The following is a 20,799-nucleotide window of genomic DNA, read 5'->3' on the forward strand; positions in this document are numbered from 1 at the left end:
GATACGTTCCGGCAGAAAGTGTTTCTGCACGGGACGTATTTGCGTTAGAGAGAAAATGCAAGCGATTGCATGGAAAACTGTAATTATTCATAAAAATATTATAACCCTTATGTAGCATAAACAAAAAAGATATGTTATAGTAAAGAAAATCATTCTGAAAACATCTCTTTCAGAATTATTCCGGCGTTTCTGCCAGAAAATCAACGATTAAAAATAGTATGGAAACACAAGAAAAAAGAAAGAAAATCGCATGTGCGGTTCTTATTTTTGTACAGAAATAAAAGAGGTTAAGAGAAGATACGCAGTGCGATTTGGGAAGGAGTGGTATCGGCTTTGTTTAGCACAGTTTTATCAGCATCTCTGCAGGGAATGCAGGCAGAGTTTATCCATGTGGAGGCAGATGTGGGAAATGGACTTCCATTTTTTCATATGGTAGGTCATCTTGCATCGGAAGTAAAAGAGTCGGCAGAGCGTGTTCGCACGGCAGTAAAAAACAGCGGCATACAGATTCCGCCAAGAAAGGTAGTGATCAATCTTTCTCCGGCAAATGTAAGAAAAAGAGGAGCAGCATTTGACCTCCCAATCGCGGCAGCAGTGCTTGCAGCCAATGGGGTGATCAGTCAGGAAACGCTTGTAAATGTACTTATAATCGGAGAGTTAAGTCTCGATGGTGGTGTGAAAAAAGTTCCCGGGATTCTCCCAATTCTTCTGGAAGCGAAAGAACATGGATGCGTCCGCTGCATGATTCCAAAGGAGAATGAACAGGAAGGGAGAAGTATCACAGGGATGGAAGTGATCGGTGTGTCAAAATTGACAGAACTGATTGAAGTTGCAAAAAAAATAGAACAGGAGGGTGAGAAAATTGTCTGGAAAAATCATAAAGTGTCGGGAGAGCGGAATATAGAAGTTGAGGATAGATGTCAGGGTTCAGAGGATTTTAGCGAGATCAAAGGGCAGACATTTGTAAAGCGGGCGGCAGAAATCGCAGTTGCAGGAGAACATAATCTTTTGCTGATCGGACCGCCAGGTTCTGGAAAAACGATGGTAGCAAGACGGATTCCAACCATCTTTCCTCCGCTTTCGATGGAGGAATGCATAGAGATTTCGAAAGTGTATAGTGTTGCAGGATTTTTGGATGAAAAACGGCCTCTGATTTTAGCTCGTCCATTTCGCGCGGTACATCACACGGTCACAAAGGCTGCGCTTGTAGGAGGAGGTTTGCATCCTGTTCCGGGAGAATTGAGCTTAAGTCATGGTGGATGTCTGTTTTTGGATGAGGCGGCAGAATTTCGAAAAGATGTGCTGGAGGCGTTAAGAGAACCGTTGGAAGAACAGAAGATTCATATTGTCAGAAATGGAGGAAGCTATTTATTTCCGGCAGATACGATTGTAGTGGCGGCAATGAATCCGTGTCCATGCGGACAGTTTCCGGATTACAATCGATGTCGGTGCAGTGAACAGGAAATCCGCAATTATTTAGGCAGAATCAGCGGACCACTGCTTGATCGGATCGATCTTTGCGTAGATGTACCGAAGGTGCGGTATGAGAGCCTGATCCAAACCGATGAGGAGGAGACATCCGATATTATCCGTGCGCGAGTATGTGCAGCGCGAGAGATTCAAAAGAAACGATATGAGGGGCAGAAGAAGCAGACAAATGGAAGGGTATCCGTCAAAACACTGATGGAGCATTGTGAATTGGATCCGGAGGGAAAAGAAAAGATGAAAAGAAGTTTTGAGACGCTTCAGTTGACTGCCCGTTCCTACTATAAAGTACTTCGGGTAGCAAGGACGATCGCAGATCTGGAAGGCAGTGAAAAGATTGAATCGACCCATTTGGATGAAGCGTTGATTTACCGTACAATGGATCAGAAATATTGGAGATAAGGGTGGAGGAATAATGTGGAAAAACAAAGAGAGAATCAGATAGAACAAGATGAACTATTTCGTTTTTGGTTTGCGGGATTAAAGGGAATCGGAAACAGGGAAAAAATACAGCTGACAAAGGAATTTCCTCAAAAAAACACGCTATATTATATAGAAGAAACAGCACTGAAGAAGAGGTTAAAAGAGAAGTGGACAGAGGAAAAGGCGGAGACGATCACGCAGATCATACAAGAAGGAAAACGGCGATGGAGCAAAGAAATTGTTGCAGAATGGCAAAAAAAAGGGATTGCGCTTGTCACATATGAACAGGAAAAATACCCGGACAGATTAAGGAACATTTCTTCACCGCCTTATGCGCTCTATGTGATGGGAAAACTTCCGGAAAAGGGAAGAAGGACTGCGGCAATTGTCGGCGCCAGAAACTGTACGTATTATGGGGAAACTTATGCAAGAAAGATTGGAAAAATATTGAGTGAAGCGGGGATTTCTGTGATCAGTGGGATGGCAAGAGGAATCGACGCAGCAGGTCAAAGAGGGGCAATCCACGGAAGCGGAGGAACATTTGGTATTCTTGGAAGCGGTGTGGATATTTGCTATCCAAAAGAGAATCGAGGACTCTATGAAGATTTAAAAAAATATGGAGGAATTTTGTCAGAACAACAACCGGGGAGTCCGCCGCTTGCACAGTATTTTCCGGCGAGAAACCGGTTGATCAGTGGGTTGGCAGATGTGGTGATCATCATTGAGGCGAGAGAACGGAGCGGGTCGCTGATTACAGCTGATATGGCGCTGGAGCAGGGGAAAGATGTATATGCACTTCCGGGCAGTGTGGACAGCCAATTGAGCAGAGGCTGCAACCGTCTGATCAAGCAGGGAGCGGGGATTATTTTATCACCGGAAGAGCTTTTAGAGGAACTGAATATTTGTGGAAATTTTGTGAAGAATTTGACAGAAACAAAAATAATACTTGAAACTGAACAGAATATAGTGTATAGTTGTCTCGATTTGAACCCGAAGAGTATCGGCCAGATACTGGCGGAAACAAAGCTGTCGATTCCAGAGCTGATGAGGCAGCTTGTTTCTTTGGAAATGAATGGAAAGATCAAAGAAATTTCCAAAGGATACTATGTGAGAGGAAATTGGTAGAAAGAAAAGAAATCGAAATAAAGGGACAGAAATAAAGGAGTAGTTTATGGCACGTTATCTTGTGATTGTAGAATCGCCTGCAAAAGTTAAGACAATTAAAAAATTTCTGGGAAGTAATTATGTTGTGACAGCATCCCAGGGACATGTGAGAGATCTGCCAAAGAGCCAGCTTGGAATTGATGTAGAAAATGATTTTGAGCCTAAATACATTACAATCCGCGGGAAAGGAGATATTCTTGCGAATCTTAGAAAAGAAGTGAAGAAGGCAGATAAAATTTATCTCGCAACTGACCCTGACCGTGAGGGAGAGGCAATTTCGTGGCATTTGTATGTAGCGCTGAAGCTGGAAGGAAAGAAAGTGTACCGTATCAGCTTCAATGAGATCACGAAGAATGCGGTGAAGGCGTCTATCAAAGATGCGCGGGAGATCAATATGAACCTGGTTGATGCACAGCAGGCAAGGCGTGCGTTAGACCGGATGGTAGGGTACAAGATCAGTCCGCTGCTTTGGGCGAAAGTAAAGAGGGGATTAAGTGCAGGGAGAGTACAGTCTGTGGCGCTTCGCATTATTGCTGATCGTGAAGAAGAAATTGATGCATTTATTCCGGAAGAATACTGGACACTTGATGCAACGATCCATGTTGAAGGTGAGAAAAAGCCGCTTGTGGCAAGTTTCTACGGGAAAGATAAGAAAAAAATGACCATTCATTCGAAAGAAGAGATGGATCAGATTGTCCGTGAAATTGAGCACGAAAAATTCTTTGTAGATGAAGTGAAAGTAAGTGAGCGTCTGAAGAAAGCGCCACTTCCGTTTACGACAAGTACACTGCAGCAGGAAGCGTCAAAGGTACTGAACTTTGCTACGCAGAAGACGATGCGGATTGCGCAGCAATTGTACGAGGGAGTTGATATCAAAGGCAGTGGTACGATTGGTATTATCACATACCTCCGTACGGATTCCACAAGGATTTCGGATGAGGCAGATGCAGCGGCAAGAGAATATATCCGAGAAGTTTATGGAGAAAATTTTGTGGCAGAGGGAGAAAAGAAGAAAGCTTCTGAGAAAAAGATTCAGGATGCCCACGAGGCGATTCGACCGACAGATCTTAGCAGGACACCGGCTTCTGTGAAAGAATCTCTGACAAGAGATCAGTTTCGGTTGTATCAGTTGATCTGGAAGCGGTTTGCAGCAAGCAGGATGCAGCCGGCGAAATTTGAATCTACTTCTGTAAAAATTGGCGCGGGAGCATATCAATTTTCAGTATCAACTTCAAAAGTTGTGTTTGAAGGATTCCGCATCGCTTATGTGGAGTCAGACGAAGAAAAGATGGCGAGCAATCTGCTTGTGAAAGGATTGGATCAAGATTCTGTTCTGACAAAAGAAGCGTTGGAAGAAAAACAGCATTTTACACAGCCGCCGGCACACTATACAGAAGCAGCACTGGTAAAGACACTGGAAGAACTGGGGATTGGACGGCCGAGTACGTATGCACCGACAATCTCTACAATCATCGCAAGACGATATGTTTCGAAAGAAAATAAGAACCTCTATCTGACCGAACTTGGAGAAGTTGTAAATAACATGATGAAACAATCATTCCCAAGTATTGTTGATGTGAACTTTACTGCCAATATGGAAGGGCTGCTTGATATGGTTGAGGAAGGAAAAGTGGAATGGAAGTCTGTGATCCGCAACTTCTATCCGGATCTTGATGAGGCTGTAAAAGTGGCAGAGAAAGAATTGGAAAGTGTTAAGATCGAGGATGAGGTGACTGACGTTATCTGTGAGGAATGCGGAAGAAATATGGTGATCAAGTATGGTCCACATGGAAGATTCCTTGCATGCCCGGGATTCCCGGAATGCAGAAATACAAAGCCTTATTTGGAAAAAATAGGTGTCCCATGTCCGCTCTGTGGAAAAGAAGTTGTGCTGCGCAAAACAAAAAAAGGTCGGAAGTATTATGGATGTGAGGACAATCCGGAATGCGAATTTATGTCATGGCAGAAGCCATCTAAGGAAAAATGTCCGGAATGTGGCGGATATATGATCGAAAAAGGAAATAAGATTGTCTGTGCAGATGAAAAATGTGGATATGTCAGAAATAATAAAAAGAATTAGAAAAAATCCGTTGAATTTTTTGAAAATGCGTGATAATATAGACGTGTGAAAAGAGTTTTGACGTTTTGTGGATATATTTGCTACAATAAACAAAAGCAGTAAAATAGACAGACGATGGACGTCGTGAACGGAGGCGAATAAATGAGCGTACAGTTATTAGACAAGACAAGAAAAATTAATAAACTTCTGCACAATAACAATTCAAGCAAAGTTGTATTCAATGACATTTGTGAAGTGTTGACAGAGATTCTTAATTCTAACGTATTTGTTGTGAGTAAAAAAGGAAAAGTGCTTGGAATCAGTAAATGCGAAGGAGTCGATGAAATACAGGAGCTGATTACAAATGAGGTCGGAGGACACATTGATGAGATGTTAAATGAGAGATTGTTAAGCATTCTTTCTACAAAGGAAAATGTGAATCTTCAGACACTTGGATTTTCACCAGAACATGTAAGAAATTATCAGGCGATCATCACGCCGATCAATATTGCAGATGAAAGACTGGGAACGTTGTTCATCTATAAGAGAGATTCTTTATACGAGATCGATGATATTATTCTGAGTGAGTATGGAACAACTGTTGTAGGATTAGAGATGCTTCGCGCGGTCAATGAAGAAAGTGCAGAAGAGGTCAGAAAAGAGCAGATTGTCAAGTCGGCGATCAGCACTCTTTCCTTCTCGGAGATGGAGGCGATCATCCATATCTTTGATGAACTGGAGGGAACAGAAGGAATTCTTGTGGCAAGTAAAATTGCGGACCGTGTAGGAATTACCCGTTCTGTGATCGTAAATGCACTTCGTAAGTTTGAGAGCGCAGGAGTGATCGAATCTCGTTCTTCCGGTATGAAAGGAACTTATATTCGTGTCATCAACGATTTTGTTTTCAAAGAACTGGAAAATTTGAAAAAAGATACAAAGCATAGAGAATAAGAAAAAAGGGTATCAGAGGCAGAACTGATACCCTTTCGCTGATTGTGACAGGAAAGGGGCAAAGATAATGTTTGAAAATTGCAGAGCGAAAATATCGATGGAAGAACTGATCGGAACAAAGGAAGAAAAAAGTGAGAACAGCTATGAAGGAATCATTTTGATGTATGATCCGAAGACAGAGTGCATATATTTGAATCTGGAGGAGACAGATCTTTCAAAAATTTCGCTGGATGTATCGTATCGCTGCACGGTTTTTTTGGGAGAAGAGGCAGAAGAATGCGTTGGAAGAGTGAGAGAGAGATTCCTTGGAAAAAGCGGAAATATTCTGATTCTTCAAATTGAAAATGGATTTTATAAAATAAATATAAACTGAGTTGACAAATGAAAAACATAGTGCTATTTTATTAGTAAAGCAAATTAGCACTCGAATAAAATGAGTGCTAATAAAGGCGGCGCAGACACCCCGTGCAGATAGACTGTGTGGGGCGGAAAGCTTTTGAGGCTTTCGCACAGACCTTGAAATTGCGGTAGTATAAGGAGGAATTTACATGAAATTAGTACCATTAGGTGACAGAGTCGTATTGAAACAATTAGTCGCAGAAGAAACAACAAAATCCGGAATCGTATTACCGGGACAGTCAAAGGAGAAACCACAGCAGGCGGAAGTTGTAGCGGTAGGACCTGGCGGAACAGTTGATGGGAAAGAAGTTACGATGAACGTGGCTGTCGGAAATCAGGTGATTTATTCAAAATACGCCGGTACAGAAGTTTCCTTAGAAGATGAGGAATACATTATTGTAAAACAGAGTGATATTCTTGCAATCATCGAATAGGAATAAAACAACAGAAAGAGAATAGAAAGGTGACATCAGGTCATCGAAGAAGATAGAGAGACAGAATTTAAGGAGGACATCAGTCATGGCAAAAGAAATTAAATATGGCGCAGAGGCCAGAAGTGCTTTGGAATCAGGTGTAAATCAATTAGCAAATACAGTACGTGTGACATTAGGACCGAAGGGAAGAAATGTAGTTCTGGATAAATCATTCGGTGCTCCGCTGATCACAAATGATGGTGTGACGATCGCAAAAGAGATTGAACTGGAAGATGCTTTTGAGAATATGGGAGCACAGCTGATCCGTGAAGTGGCAGCAAAGACAAACGATGTTGCCGGAGACGGAACAACGACAGCGACTGTATTGGCACAGGCCATGGTCAATGAAGGAATGAAGAACCTGGCAGCAGGTGCAAATCCAATCGTACTTCGCAAGGGTATGAAGAAAGCAACAGATGTTGCAGTGGAAGCAGTTGCAGGCATGAGCAGTAAAGTAGAAAGCAAAGAAAGAATCGCAAATGTAGCTGCAATCTCCGCAGGAGATATAGAAGTTGGAGAGATGGTTGCAGATGCAATGGAGAAAGTATCCAATGATGGTGTCATTACGATTGAAGAGTCTAAGACAATGAAAACAGAGTTGGACCTTGTAGAAGGTATGCAGTTTGATCGTGGATATATTTCTGCATATATGGCGACAGATATGGATAAGATGGAAGCAAATCTGGAAGATCCATATATTCTGATCACAGATAAAAAGATTGCGAACATTCAGGAATTACTTCCATTGTTAGAGCAGGTTGTGCAGGCAGGAGCAAAACTTCTGATCGTTGCAGAGGATATCGAAGGAGAAGCGCTGACAACATTGATCGTCAATAAATTGCGTGGTACATTCCAGGTAGTTGGAGTAAAGGCACCGGGTTATGGAGACAGAAGAAAAGCTATGTTAGAAGATATTGCGATTCTGACAGGCGGACAGGTGATCTCAGAAGAATTGGGATTAGATTTAAAAGAGACTACACTGGATATGCTGGGACGTGCAAAATCTGTAAAAGTTCAGAAAGAAAATACAGTGATCGTAGATGGACTTGGAGAGAAGGAAGCAATCAACGCACGTGTTGCACAGATTAAGGCACAGATTGAAGAGACAACATCTGAGTTCGATAAAGAAAAACTTCAGGAAAGACTCGCAAAACTTGCTGGTGGTGTTGCAGTAATCCGTGTAGGTGCAGCGACAGAAACTGAGATGAAAGAAGCAAAACTTCGTATGGAAGATGCGCTTTCAGCAGCAAGAGCAGCAGTGGAAGAAGGAATTGTAGCAGGTGGTGGATCTGCATATATCCATGCATCCAAAGAAGTTACTAAGCTTGCAGAAACATTAGAAGGAGACGAGAAGACAGGTGCAAATATTATCTTAAAAGCACTGGAAGCTCCGTTATTCCACATTGCGGCAAATGCAGGTTTGGAAGGTTCTGTTATCATCAATAAAGTAAGAGAACAGCAGCCGGGAATCGGATTTGATGCTTATAACGAAGAATATGTTGATATGGTAAAAGCAGGAATTTTGGATCCGGCAAAAGTGACAAGAAGTGCATTACAGAATGCGACAAGTGTTGCATCTACACTTCTTACAACAGAGTCTGTTGTGGCAAATATAAAAGAAGATGTTCCTCCTATGCCGGCGGGCGGACCAGGAATGGGTATGATGTAAATTTTGAAAGGACAGATGAGTACCGGAGAATAGGCCGGTACTCATCTTTTTTTCTTTACTGTTTTTTAGAATGTGATATAATAAAAATATATGTAAAAAATGGAGGTACAGCAAAGATGAGTGATTTTTACACAGAACAACTTGTCAAGAGAAAGGCATCAATGGGTACAATGGTGGCAAAAGCTGCATTGATCGCGCTTACAGTGGTATCGCTTTTATCGTTTTTTCTGTTTCCGCTGGGGATTCTTTTCTTTGGAATTATGATAGTGGCAGATATTTTTTTGCTCCGGCAGTTAGACCTGGAATTTGAATATTTATATGTCAACGGGGATCTTGATATCGATAAGATCATGGCGAAGCAGAAGAGAAAGAGAGTGTTTCAGACAAATGTCAGCGAACTGGAAGTGATCGCGCCTACAGGGTCAGCAGAACTGAATGCATTTCAGAATATCAAGGCACATAATTTCAGCACGATGAATCCGGATCATAAGACATACACAATGGTGGTAGTAAAGAACGGACAGAAGGAGAAGATTATTTTTGAACCAAATCAGACAATTCTGGAAGGAATGCGAATGCTGGCGCCAAGAAAGGTAATTCTCTAAATAAAAAACAATTTATAGCTTGACATTGTGCCAGGTTTTTTGTAATATAACAATACCTTATAAAACGACAAAAGTTATTTATAGTATTAATAAGTTATGCTTATAAGTGCTGTAAAGATGAAATGTTACTAAGAAAATGGGATAAACAAAAGAAAGAGAGGAAGCAAAATCATGGGAAAAATTATTGGAGAAGGTATTACATTTGATGACGTGCTGTTAGTGCCGGCTTATTCAGAAGTAATCCCGAATCAGGTTGATCTGTCTACAAATCTGACGAAGAAAATTAAATTAAATATACCGATGATGAGTGCCGGAATGGATACGGTTACAGAACATCGTATGGCGATTGCAATGGCTCGTCAGGGTGGAATCGGAATTATTCACAAGAACATGTCAATTGAAGAACAGGCAGAAGAAGTCGACAAAGTAAAGCGTTCTGAAAATGGAGTTATCACAGATCCATTTTATTTGTCACCGGAACATACACTTGCAGATGCAAATGATCTGATGGCGAAATTCCGTATTTCCGGAGTTCCAATTACAGAAGGAAAGAAATTAGTAGGAATTATTACAAACCGTGATTTAAAATTCGAAGAGGATTTTACAAAGAAGATCAAAGAATCTATGACATCCGAAGGTCTGATTACAGCTCCGGAAGGCATCACTTTGGAAGAGGCAAAAAAGATCCTTGCAAAGGCGAGAAAAGAAAAGCTTCCGATCGTGGATAAAGATTTCAATCTGAAAGGGCTTATCACAATCAAAGATATCGAGAAACAGATCAAATACCCGCTTTCAGCGAAGGACGAGCAGGGACGTCTTCTCTGTGGAGCTGCAGTTGGAATTACAGCAAACTGTCTGGAACGAGTAGATGCACTCGTGAAAGCGAAGGTAGACGTTGTTGTTATGGATTCTGCACATGGACATTCTGCAAATGTAATCAGAACAGTTCGTATGGTCAAAGAAAAATATCCGGATTTACAGGTAATCGCAGGAAATGTTGCAACAGGAGAGGCTACAAGAGCATTGATTGAGGCAGGCGTTGACGCAGTGAAGGTTGGTATCGGACCTGGATCTATCTGTACAACACGTATTGTTGCAGGAATTGGTGTTCCGCAGATCACAGCAGTGATGGATTGCTATGAAGTTGCAAAAGAATATGGCATTCCGGTCATCGCTGATGGAGGTATCAAATATTCAGGAGATATGACAAAAGCAGTTGCGGCAGGAGCAAATGTATGTATGATGGGAAGTATCTTCGCAGGATGTGATGAGAGCCCAGGAACATTTGAATTATTCCAGGGAAGAAAATACAAAGTATACCGTGGAATGGGATCGATCGCAGCGATGGAAAATGGAAGCAAAGACCGTTACTTCCAGGCAGATGCGAAGAAACTTGTTCCAGAAGGTGTAGAAGGACGTGTGGCATATAAAGGAACTGTAGAAGATACCGTATTCCAGCTCATGGGTGGTCTTCGTGCCGGAATGGGATATTGCGGGGCAAAGACAATCGAAGAACTGAAAGAAAGTGGAAGATTTGTGAAGATTTCTGCTGCTTCCTTAAAGGAAAGTCATCCGCATGATATTCATATTACAAAAGAAGCACCAAACTACAGTGTGGACGAATAGAAAATAAAGAGAGGACTGCCAGACGGCGGTCCTTTTGCAATATTTTAAGAAAAACTTCATTCTTTTAGGAAAATCTTGTGCTAGAATAGATAGAGATAAGAGAATCAAAAGGATAAAAGAGCATGAGATACAGAAAAAGAGATTATTATGTAAGAGGAAGAAAAAGAAAGCACATAGTAGTTGCAGCAGGAATCATTATCGTTTTTGCTTTGAGTATAGTGTTAGGTCTGATGAAAGCGTGCGGAATCGGGTTTTTCGGCAGGGCAGAACAGCTTAGCCAAGAGGAGATTGAAGAGCGGAAACCAGATATTGACGTTCAGCTGCTCACAGTCAATGAATATTCCAGACCAGGGACGGAAGTGGAAAAAATCAGAGGGATTGTGATCCATTATACGGCAAATCCGGGTTCTACAGCACAGAATAACCGAGATTATTTTGAGGGACTGAAAGATAGCCATGAAACGAGTGTAAGCAGCCATTTTGTTGTCGGATTGGAAGGAGAGATTATCCAGTGTGTTCCGACGTGGGAGATGGCATATGCGTCTAATTCAAGAAATGTCGATACAGTTTCCATTGAATGCTGTCATCCCGATGAAACTGGTAAATTTAACAGGAAGACATATCGTTCCGTTGTAGAACTGACTGCATGGCTTTGCCAGAAGTTTGGACTGACGGAAGAGGATGTGATCCGTCATTATGATGTGACAGGAAAAGCATGTCCGCTTTACTATGTTGAATATGAGAAAAAATGGGAAGAATTTAAAAAAGATGTAAAAAAGGCAATGCGATAAAATAGAAAAAGACAGGGTACGGGGAGGAAAAAGATGTTCGATATGTTTTTTCCGGATGAATATGTGGCATCCACATATGTGATTCCGTTTGAAGAATTATATGAAAAAGGGTACAGAGGTGTACTGTTTGATATCGATAATACGTTAGTGCCGCACGGTGCACCGGCAGATGAGCGGGCCAAAAAGCTGTTTGCAAGACTGAAGGAGATTGGATTTTCTTGTTGTCTGATTTCAAATAATCAGGAACCAAGGGTGAAGATGTTTAATGAGGAAATCCAGGTGCCTTATATTTACAATGCCCACAAGCCGTCTACAAAGAATTATCGAAAAGCAATGGAACTGATGGGGACAGATGAAAAGAATTCTTTGTTTGTGGGGGATCAGTTATTTACCGATGTTCTTGGTGCAAAGCGTGCAGGAATGCACAACATTTTAGTGAAGCCGATGCATCCGAAAGAAGAGATTCAGATTGTTTTGAAACGGTATCTGGAGCGGATTGTGCTTCATTTTTACAAGAAAAAGCAGAATAAGCCAACTCTTAAGTAAAAAAAGGTTGAAAATACTCGCGAAGTATTATAAAATGGTAAACAGTCAAATGAATGAGAATTGCTTTCATGGGCATAATTTAAGGAGGATTACAGATGATTTCAGCAGGAGATTTTAAAAACGGTGTAACAGTTGAAATTGAAGGAAATATTTTCCAGATTATGGAGTTTCAGCATGTAAAACCAGGTAAAGGTGCGGCGTTTGTTAGAACAAAATTAAAAAATATTATCAGTGGGGGTGTGGTAGAGAAGACATTCAGACCTACTGAGAAATTCCCAAAAGCTCACATCGAGAGAAAAGACATGCAGTACTTATATACAGATGGTGAATTATATCACTTCATGGATGTCGAGAATTACGAGCAGATCGCGTTAAATGAGGATGCGATTGGAGATTCTCTGAAATTCGTAAAAGAAAATGAAATGGTAAAAATCTGTTCTCACAAAGGAAATGTATTTGCAGTAGAGCCGCCGTTATTTGTAGAGCTTCAGATCACAGATACAGAGCCTGGATTCAAAGGAGATACAGCACAGGGAGCTACAAAGCCAGCTGTTGTTGAGACAGGTGCTACAGTATACGTTCCATTGTTCGTAGAGCAGGGAGATGTATTAAAGATTGATACTCGTACAGGAGAGTATTTATCAAGAGTTTAATTTAAATAAGATTGACAGTGGCTTAACGGCCACAGAAGACTAGATAAGACTGTTGCAGATATGTGACAGTCTTATTTTTTCGTAAAATGTACATAAAGAGAGGTATTAAAAACAGAACTGAAATGTATAAGGAAGAGAAATGCGGGCATACTGACAGATAGAACAGAGTAGCAAGCGAAAAAGTGGGGGTAATCAGTATGTTAAATTTTTTATGTGGGATGTGGGCCGGAAGTACGATTGGAGTATTGGTGATGTGTCTGATTCAAGGAGGCAAAGAGGGAGAAGTGAGAGAAGACAAAGAAAAGTAAGAAGAAGGGGAAGAACATTTTTTAGAAAAAATGTAGAAATTAGTAACAAAAATATAAGAAAAAATAGCTTGCATCAGAGGGAATCGAAAGGTATAATGTGTTTACATCATTTCAAATTCATTTCAATCAAATCAATTTTCGCAGGTACGGGTCGTACCAATATCCGACAGGATGTTATTTCATGGACTTTCTGATTATAAAAGAAAGGAAAGAGTATGAATTATCAACAATTTATTGAAGAAGTAGAAAGACGAGTAAAAGAAAAAATCAAGGGAAATGAGACGATTACCGTCTATATCCACACAGCAGTTAAGAATAATGGAAAAGAACGAAAAGGGATTACTGTGTCAGAGAAAGGAATCCATATTTCGCCTACCATTTATTTAGAAGAATATTTTCAGCAGTTTCAGGAAGGGAAGCCGATTGAGAAAATTGTGGAGAAGATTCTTCAACTTTATGAGGAAGTTAAGTGCAGTCATCCATGCGAGGAGAGTCTTTTGCAGAATTATGAAGAGCTGAAGGGGAAATTTGCATGCAAATTGATTCATCGGGGAAAAAATGAAAAGCTACTGAATGACATCCCTTATGTTCCGTGGATGGATCTGGCAATAGTAGTGTTTGTCCTTTTGGAAGTCAGTCCATATGGAACGGCGACAGTTCTTGTCAGGAAGGAACACTTGGAAATATGGGGACTGACAGAAGCACAACTTTTCGATGAGGCGAAAAAAAATACGCCGATTCTGCTTCCGTACCAGTTTTGCCCGATGCGGAAGCTGCTTCGGGAAATCTGCCCATATGCAGTGGATGAGGGAGAAGAGGAAGAAGAAAGTCTATATGTACTTTCCAACAAGCTGAGAAGTTTTGGAGCAGCAAGTATGCTCTATGAGGGGATCCTTGAGAAGGTGGGGCAGAAGCTGGGAGAGAATTATTACATTCTTCCGAGCAGCATCCATGAGGTGATCGTTGTCCCGGAGAGCAAAAGTCCGGTGAAGCAGGACCTGGAAGAAATGGTCAGAGAGATCAATGAAACGCAGGTGGAAGAGGAGGAAGTGCTTTCAGACAGAGTATATTATTTCAGTCGAAAGGAAAATCGATTGTTTTTATAGTTGGGCTTTACTTTTGAAAAAAAGTATGTTATTATAAGAAAGCGGTTTACGAAGTAAATGCGCCATATACACCTATAGCTCAGGGGATAGAGCACCGCCCTCCGGAGGCGGGTGCGGCGGTTCGAATCCGCCTAGGTGTGTATACCAATAGGAGGTAATTATGAAGCGGTCGAAGCGGACGGCGAATTCTTTCAGGAGGTATATCAGGCGTTACTTAAAAGCAATGTGTAGAAAGAGAAGAAATCAGAAGAAGCATCGAAGTGTGAGGTGTCAAAGAGCACAAGTGCTGTTTCGCATGAGTTTTATCCTGATTATCGCCAGTATTCTTTTTACCAATGAAAAATCACAGAAGATCACATCAGAGAAATCAAAGTCAGTTCAGACATCTGAGCATTATCTATTAGAGAACAATCCATTAGAAAAAAATAAATATCAGCCATTGAATTACCTTGTCGTGGATTATTTTACAAAACTATCTTCGGGAGATTTGGATGGAATTTGCAAACTATATGAGTCATTTAGTGAAGAATCTTTCGAAAAGATAAAGACCGGACAGAATCTGGCTGAATGGTATCAGGGAATTGATATTTACACAAAGAAGGCGAAAGAGCCACATGCCTATGTTGCCTTTGTCAGCTATCATATGAAACTTCGCGGTGCAGACCTACTTTTGCCTGGGCTTGAGACGATGTATGTCAGAGAAGAGAAAGATGGAACTTTTCATCTTGTGGACAAACCTTATGAGCCGGAAGTTGAGCAGGAAATTAGAGCACTAGCCAAAGAAAGAGCAGTCAGAGAACTTCTCTGTCAGGTGGAAAATCAGTATGCATATGCGAGCAGAGACAAAGAAGCATTGCAGAGCGCTTTGGCATGGCAGCAAGGCAGTGATGAGTAGAGAGAACACAGAAATAGGTATAGAAAAAGATGCCCGCAGGGAAACGAACTGAGGTAACCACTCAATTTGTACCGATGGGCATCTTTTTGCTGCTCAAAAATTTTTTCAAAATCTAATTTAAATTGATCTTCTTCGACAAAATATAGTGCGTGATCACATAGGCAATCACTGCCTGCACAATGGCGAGTATGAGAGAGTTCTTCGTAATAGAAAGAAAATATTCTGTCTGAGAATAAGATTCCGTGAAGAATCGGGTTGTCTCCGAACCGAACCCGATAGTATTTGGAAGTGTCCCTGAGAGAACACTTGTCAGTAAAACAATCACTGAAACAAGGGCGGTAAGACCTAAATAAGTCAGCAGTGCCATTAAAATCCGATGTTTGGAGAACAGCTGTCCGACTGCAATGCAGAAGTAGATTAAAATAATCCCTGTGAATGCAGAGATACAGTTTAATAAGAACATCAAGATAAAAAAGGCGTTGGAGTCCATTCCCAATTCTTTTGTCAGAGATTCAGATAGTTCCGGCCAGTGGGCGGAAACTTCTGGAACCATGACAAGAATGATAAAAGAAGCAAAGATAATGACAGTATCGATCAGCGCCCAAAGACCGCCAACCAGTGTACGGGCAAGCAGATGCTGTCCGGGTGTCACCGGCAAGGTAAAAGCCAGGTATCCTTCATCACTAAACAAACTCTGATAGAACCGGACAGAGATAAACAGTTGTGTACCGGTACTGATACCCACAAGCGAAAACAAGTAGAGCGTGATTAATATGATAAAGACAACAGTTGGAACCCGTTCGTAAACTTTTCCTGTAATAAAAAAGCGTCCGAGAATACTTGCAAGCAGAAGCAGAGCATGAAGTGGAAGCAACAGCCGTGACTGCGAGCGCATTTCATATTTCATTAATCGACTTAACATTGGAACACCTCCCGGAATAATGTATCGATGGATTTCTTCTGCTGAAAGCGAATCTCATCTACCGAATGGTTTAAAATCAGTTGCCCATTCTGAAGAAAGAGAACGCGATCGAGTATATTCTCAATCTCTGCAATCAAGTGCGTAGAGAGCAGAATCGTCGCATTTTCGTTGTAATTAGAGAGAATGGTACTCAGAATATACTGTCGGGCAGCAGGATCGACACCGCCGATCGGCTCATCCAAAATATAGAGATCGGCATCCCGGCTCATGACAAGGATGAGCTGTACTTTTTCCCGGGAACCCTTTGACAATGTGCGGAGTCTGGCGTCCGGACTGATCCCGAGGCGCTCCAACATTTCCAGTGCACGTTCTTTGACAAAGTTCGCATAGAAATCATCAAAATAAGCGATGATTTCACGCACTTTCATCCAGTCATTCAGATAGGTGCGCTCAGGGAGATAAGAAACAATCTCCTTTGTCCGTGTGCAAGGCGCCATTCCATCGATCAGGACTTTTCCGGAAGTAGGAGTGAGAAGTCCGTTGATCAGTTTGATCAGTGTAGATTTTCCACTTCCACTTGGACCGAGAAGCCCTACAATCTGTCCGCGCTCCAGTGTAAGTGAAAAATCAGAAAGTGCAGGAAAATGATTGTATTCTTTTGTTAAAGACTGACATTGTAATATTGGATCCATCTAGTTTTCCCCCTCTGCTGCTTTTGTTACTAAAGTAAGCAGCTCTGCACGTGAAAAGCCGAGCTGCTCCATCTTCTGAAAAAATTCTTGAATATGTTCTGTTGCAAGTTCCTTTTTCATTTGTGTCAACATCTCTGTGTCTTCTGTGATAAATCTCCCGCTTGTCCGCTGTGAGTACACAAGACCGCTGCGTTCGAGCTCCGACAATGCTTTTTGCATTGTGTTCGGGTTGACAGCAGCTTCCAGTGCAAGATCCCGGACAGAGGGCAATTTATCTCCAGGCTGATAGACTCCCGCGATAATATCCCTTTGAATACGCTCCATGAGCTGAAGGTAAATTGGGCGGTCATTGTCCAGTGTCCATGACATAATTTTATCACCTCGTTTGTATTATTGATATAATACAATTATTTTAAAGAGAAATGGAAGAAAAGTCAAGAGAATGGAGAAAAGGATTATTCATTTGCAGAGATAATCTGGTCCGCAAGGTCTGGATAAAAGGTCTGGCGGCGAAGCATCTCCATCTCGTATTTATATGGTGCGTAGGATTTCTTCTCTTTTGTCGGAGAAGGAATATAAGGGGTCTCAAGGATTTTCGGGACATCTGTAAAATCCGGGTGATGTACGATATAGGAGAGTGCATCAAATCCAATTTCTCCAAATCCGATATTGGCATGCCGGTCTTTGGCGGCTCCGGAAGGATTCTTACTGTCGTTGACATGGAAGACTGCAATCTGATCCTTTCCGATCAGACGGTCAAACTTTTCGATGACACCGTCAAAGTCATGGATGATATCGTAACCGCTGTCGCTTGTGTGACAGGTGTCGAAGCAGACGCGCAGTTTGTCGCTGTGAATGACACCGTCATAGATCTGTGCGAGTTCTTCGAAGCTGCGTCCGATCTCAGATCCCTTTCCCGCCATGGTCTCCAGTGCAATGTTACAAGGGGTATCAGCTGTGAGTACCTCGTTGAGTCCTTTGATAATCTGTGCAATTCCAGCTTCGGTTCCTGCTCCGACATGGGCGCCTGGATGCAGAATCAATGTTTGACTTTTGCAGGCGGCAGTCCGTTCAATCTCGAGCTGAAGAAATTGTACTGCAAGCTCGAAAGTCTCAGGTTTTACAGAGTTTCCGAGATTGATGATGTAGGGAGCGTGGACGATGATTTCTTCAATCTGATGTTGGGACAGATAGTCCCATGCGGCATCAATATTTAATTCGCTGATAGACTTTCTTCTTGTATTCTGGGGTGCCCCGGTATAGAACATAAATGTATCTGCACCGTAGGAAACCGCTTCTTTTGCGGAGCCAAGCAGCATTTCCTTGCCGCTCATTCCAACATGTGAACCTAATTTCATAGATAGACCTCATTTCTGTAAAGTCCCCCGCAGGGGGGACTATTTTTTGATGAATTTTTCTTTTGGCATTTTGCAAAGTGGGCAGGTAAAGGAGTCCGGAAGTTCCTCAAAAGGAGTTTCTCCGTCATAGACATATCCACATACCGAACATACCCATGTTTCTTTTTTTGTCAGAGTTTCTGTTTTTTCAGTTTCCTCTTCCGAAAGATAGGTCGGAGCATTTTTAGGACTCTTTCCTTTGATGACTTTGTGGTAGTAAGCATAAGTCATAGCAGGATCTGTCCCTTTGCTATCGCCATCGATCACTTCCCCAAGGAAGACGGTGTGTGTGTTTGTCTCCATCTGATCAATGATCTTACAGACGATATATCCGCAGCAGTCAGTGAGTACAGGCAAATGTTCCTGCTCCTCATAAGAAACTCCGGCAAACTTATCTGTGTCGCGACCTGACTGAAAGCCAAACTGACCAATCAGTGAGGGATCAGACTTTTCGGATAAGATAGAAACAGCAAAAACACCGGCACGTTTCATACAGTCGTTTGTATAATTATCATGATTCATACTTACTGCGATGGTAGCCGGAGAGGATGTGATCTGCATAACACTGTTGGCGACACATCCGGTTGGACGGCTTCCATCCAGGGTAGTAACGACGTAGACTCCGTAAGACAAATTGCGAAAAACATTTGTGTTCATAAAAAAATCCTCCTTTATCTTTGATAATAGTAATTGTTACTGAAATTATATCACAAATGAATGCCAGTTACAACTAGTATACGGAAGAAAAGCAGATAGATACAAATGTTTTTAAAATAGGTAGTTGTTGCTCTATCTTTCTTGTGCTAAAATAATGTATTAGCAATCGATGCACAGAATCATCAAAAGATGAAGATGGAGGTATTATGAAGAAAATTTTTGAATTTATACAGGAAGAATTGGAAAATGCATTTGAAGCGGCAGGGTATGATCGCGGACTGGGAAAGGTTACGTTATCAAACAGACCGGATCTATGTGAATATCAGTGTAATGGAGCAATGGCAGGCGCTAAGACGTATAGAAAAGCACCGATCATGATCGCGAACGATGTTGTGGAAAAACTTCAGGAGAGTACATGTATTCAGGAAGCAGAGGCAGTTGCTCCTGGATTTATCAATCTGAAGCTTGACAGAGAGTTCCTTGCAGGTTACTTAAATCAAATGAGCGAGGATGCACATCTTGGATTTGAAACTGCAAAAGAGCCAAAGACAATTATTGTTGATTACGGCGGAGCGAATGTGGCGAAACCACTTCATGTTGGTCATCTGCGCTCAGCGATTATTGGAGAGAGCATCAAGCGGATCGGAAAATTTGCAGGGCATCATGTGATCGGTGACGTTCACCTTGGTGACTGGGGATATCAGATGGGACTTGTGATCACAGAGTTAAAGAAGAGAAAACCAGAACTTCCGTATTTTGATGAAAACTTTGCGGGGGAATATCCGGAAGAAGCTCCGTTTACAATCGGGGAGTTGGAAGAAATCTATCCGACTGCAAGTGCTTATGCAAAAGAACATGAAGACTATAAAGAAGAAGCGCTTCAAGCGACTTTTCTGTTACAGAACGGACACCGTGGCTATCGTGCAGTGTGGAAACATATCATGAATGTGTCTGTTGCTGACTTGAAGAAGAACTATGGCAACCTGAATGTGGACTTCGATCTCTGGAAGGGAGAGGCGGATGCACAGGAGTATATCCCGGATATGGTAGAATACATGAAGAAAGAAGGATATGCACATATCGACAATGGGGCTCTTGTTGTAGATGTAAAAGAAGAGACAGATACAAAGGAAATTCCGCCATGTATGATCCTAAAATCAGACGGTGCAGCGCTCTATGATACGACAGATCTTGCCACTTTGATCGAACGTGAAAAATTATACCAGCCGGATGAAGTGATCTACGTTGTTGACAAACGTCAGGAGCTTCATTTTGTACAGGTATTTCGCTGTGCGAGAAAGACAAAGATCGTGAATGAGAAAACAGATCTTCAGTTTGTCGGATTTGGCACGATGAATGGAAAGGACGGGAAGCCGTTCAAGACAAGAGATGGCGGTGTGATGCGTCTGGAAAATCTGATTCGTGAGATCAATGAGGAGATGTACAAAAAAATTACTGATAACCGCACCGTATCAGAAGAAGAGGCGAGAAAGACAGCACAGATCGTTGGACTTTCTGCAATTAAGTACGGAGATCTCTCCAACCAGGCATCAAAAGATTATGTGTTTGATGTAGACAGATTTACTTCCTTTGAGGGGAATACAGGACCATATATCCTTTATACGATCGTGAGAATCAAATCAATCCTTGCAAGATATGCAGAGATGGAAGGAAGTAAGACAGATGTAAAACTCCTCTCAGCATGTTCAGACAGCGAAAAAGCATTGATGTTAGAGGCTGCAAAATTCAACAGTGTGATTGAAAATACGCTGGAAGAACTGGCTCCGCATAAAATCTGTGCATACATTTATGATCTGGCAAATACATTCAATCGCTTTTATCATGAGACAAAGATTCTTGCAGAAGAAGACAAGGAGCGTCAGGCAAGCTTTATTGCACTGCTGACAGTGACAAAGAAAGTACTTGAGACATGCATTGATCTGCTTGGATTTGAAGCGCCGGAGAGAATGTAGGAAGG

General features: G+C 41.8%; 21 protein-coding genes and 1 tRNA gene. 17 read left to right on the plus strand and 5 right to left on the minus strand.

Translation table 11 applies throughout. From position 1 onward, the window contains the following. Positions 1-333 precede the first annotated feature (333 nt). The 16 genes from ACGG81_RS04870 to ACGG81_RS04945 all read left to right on the plus strand — a co-directional run bounded on the left by ACGG81_RS04870 (position 334) and on the right by ACGG81_RS04945 (position 15,153). Positions 334-1,887, plus strand: coding sequence for a YifB family Mg chelatase-like AAA ATPase (locus ACGG81_RS04870; protein WP_009262780.1), 1,554 nt, complete (start codon positions 334-336; stop codon positions 1,885-1,887). Positions 1,888-1,902: 15 nt separating this feature from the next. Then, positions 1,903-3,033, plus strand: a complete 1,131-nt coding sequence (dprA, locus tag ACGG81_RS04875) for a DNA-processing protein DprA (protein ID WP_016440170.1) — start codon at positions 1,903-1,905, stop codon at positions 3,031-3,033. Positions 3,034-3,079: 46 nt separating this feature from the next. Continuing rightward, positions 3,080-5,152, plus strand: a complete 2,073-nt coding sequence (topA, locus tag ACGG81_RS04880) for a type I DNA topoisomerase (RefSeq protein WP_120090728.1) — start codon at positions 3,080-3,082, stop codon at positions 5,150-5,152. A gap of 141 nt (positions 5,153-5,293) precedes the next feature. Then, a complete protein-coding gene (gene codY, locus ACGG81_RS04885) occupies positions 5,294-6,082 on the plus strand; it encodes a GTP-sensing pleiotropic transcriptional regulator CodY (RefSeq protein WP_008976265.1) in 789 nt (262 codons plus the stop codon). 67 nt (positions 6,083-6,149) lie between these two features. Beyond that, positions 6,150-6,455, plus strand: coding sequence for a hypothetical protein (locus tag ACGG81_RS04890; protein WP_242990140.1), 306 nt, complete (start codon positions 6,150-6,152; stop codon positions 6,453-6,455). A gap of 175 nt (positions 6,456-6,630) precedes the next feature. After that, positions 6,631-6,915, plus strand: coding sequence for a co-chaperone GroES (gene groES, locus ACGG81_RS04895; protein WP_008976263.1), 285 nt, complete (start codon positions 6,631-6,633; stop codon positions 6,913-6,915). 85 nt (positions 6,916-7,000) lie between these two features. After that, positions 7,001-8,623 carry a chaperonin GroEL gene (gene groL / locus ACGG81_RS04900; RefSeq protein WP_008976262.1) on the plus strand — a complete coding sequence of 541 codons (1,623 nt, stop codon included), beginning with the start codon at positions 7,001-7,003 and terminating at the stop codon, positions 8,621-8,623. Between the two features lie 116 nt (positions 8,624-8,739). After that, positions 8,740-9,228, plus strand: coding sequence for a DUF6106 family protein (locus ACGG81_RS04905; RefSeq protein ID WP_009262776.1), 489 nt, complete (start codon positions 8,740-8,742; stop codon positions 9,226-9,228). A 171-nt stretch (positions 9,229-9,399) separates the two neighbouring features. Then, a complete protein-coding gene (gene guaB, locus ACGG81_RS04910; protein WP_008976260.1) occupies positions 9,400-10,854 on the plus strand; it encodes an IMP dehydrogenase in 1,455 nt (484 codons plus the stop codon). 122 nt (positions 10,855-10,976) lie between these two features. Further along, positions 10,977-11,645 carry an N-acetylmuramoyl-L-alanine amidase family protein gene (locus ACGG81_RS04915; RefSeq protein ID WP_390109901.1) on the plus strand — a complete coding sequence of 223 codons (669 nt, stop codon included), beginning with the start codon at positions 10,977-10,979 and terminating at the stop codon, positions 11,643-11,645. Positions 11,646-11,678: 33 nt separating this feature from the next. Next, complete coding sequence (locus ACGG81_RS04920; protein WP_016439255.1) at positions 11,679-12,191, plus strand: YqeG family HAD IIIA-type phosphatase; 513 nt, start codon at positions 11,679-11,681, stop codon at positions 12,189-12,191. 95 nt (positions 12,192-12,286) lie between these two features. Then, positions 12,287-12,844 (plus strand): elongation factor P, encoded by a 558-nt coding sequence (gene efp / locus ACGG81_RS04925; RefSeq protein WP_008976257.1) that lies wholly within the window; start codon positions 12,287-12,289, stop codon positions 12,842-12,844. 197 nt (positions 12,845-13,041) lie between these two features. Next, a complete protein-coding gene (locus tag ACGG81_RS04930) occupies positions 13,042-13,152 on the plus strand; it encodes a DUF3789 domain-containing protein (protein ID WP_009262774.1) in 111 nt (36 codons plus the stop codon). 215 nt (positions 13,153-13,367) lie between these two features. Then, the gene (locus ACGG81_RS04935) at positions 13,368-14,258 is read left to right on the plus strand and encodes a DUF5688 family protein (RefSeq protein WP_009262773.1); all 891 of its coding nucleotides are present in this window, start codon (positions 13,368-13,370) and stop codon (positions 14,256-14,258) included. Positions 14,259-14,326: 68 nt separating this feature from the next. Next, positions 14,327-14,398, plus strand: a tRNA-Arg gene (locus tag ACGG81_RS04940). Between the two features lie 20 nt (positions 14,399-14,418). Then, a complete protein-coding gene (locus tag ACGG81_RS04945; RefSeq protein ID WP_270456772.1) occupies positions 14,419-15,153 on the plus strand; it encodes a hypothetical protein in 735 nt (244 codons plus the stop codon). Positions 15,154-15,265: 112 nt separating this feature from the next. Here the strand turns inward: ACGG81_RS04945 and ACGG81_RS04950 are convergent, their stop codons facing one another. The 5 genes from ACGG81_RS04950 to ACGG81_RS04970 form a co-directional block, all read right to left on the minus strand. Continuing rightward, positions 15,266-16,075, minus strand: coding sequence for a hypothetical protein (locus ACGG81_RS04950; RefSeq protein ID WP_009262771.1), 810 nt, complete (start codon positions 16,073-16,075; stop codon positions 15,266-15,268). After that, complete coding sequence (locus ACGG81_RS04955; protein WP_016439252.1) at positions 16,069-16,767, minus strand: ABC transporter ATP-binding protein; 699 nt, start codon at positions 16,765-16,767, stop codon at positions 16,069-16,071. Before ACGG81_RS04955 ends, ACGG81_RS04950 begins: the two co-directional genes overlap by 7 nt. Beyond that, on the minus strand, positions 16,768-17,136 hold the full coding sequence (locus ACGG81_RS04960; protein WP_016439251.1) for a GntR family transcriptional regulator: 369 nt from the start codon (positions 17,134-17,136) through the stop codon (positions 16,768-16,770). Positions 17,137-17,222: 86 nt separating this feature from the next. Beyond that, on the minus strand, positions 17,223-18,125 hold the full coding sequence (locus ACGG81_RS04965; RefSeq protein WP_008976251.1) for a deoxyribonuclease IV: 903 nt from the start codon (positions 18,123-18,125) through the stop codon (positions 17,223-17,225). 39 nt (positions 18,126-18,164) lie between these two features. Further along, complete coding sequence (locus ACGG81_RS04970; protein ID WP_336304766.1) at positions 18,165-18,821, minus strand: flavin reductase; 657 nt, start codon at positions 18,819-18,821, stop codon at positions 18,165-18,167. Between the two features lie 206 nt (positions 18,822-19,027). Here ACGG81_RS04970 and argS point away from each other — a divergent pair, with 206 nt between their 5' ends. Next, positions 19,028-20,794, plus strand: coding sequence for an arginine--tRNA ligase (argS, locus tag ACGG81_RS04975; RefSeq protein ID WP_008976249.1), 1,767 nt, complete (start codon positions 19,028-19,030; stop codon positions 20,792-20,794). The last annotated feature ends 5 nt before the right edge of the window (positions 20,795-20,799 follow it).

Source organism: Faecalimonas umbilicata (assembly GCF_042846195.1).
Lineage (GTDB): Bacteria > Bacillota > Clostridia > Lachnospirales > Lachnospiraceae > Faecalimonas > Faecalimonas umbilicata.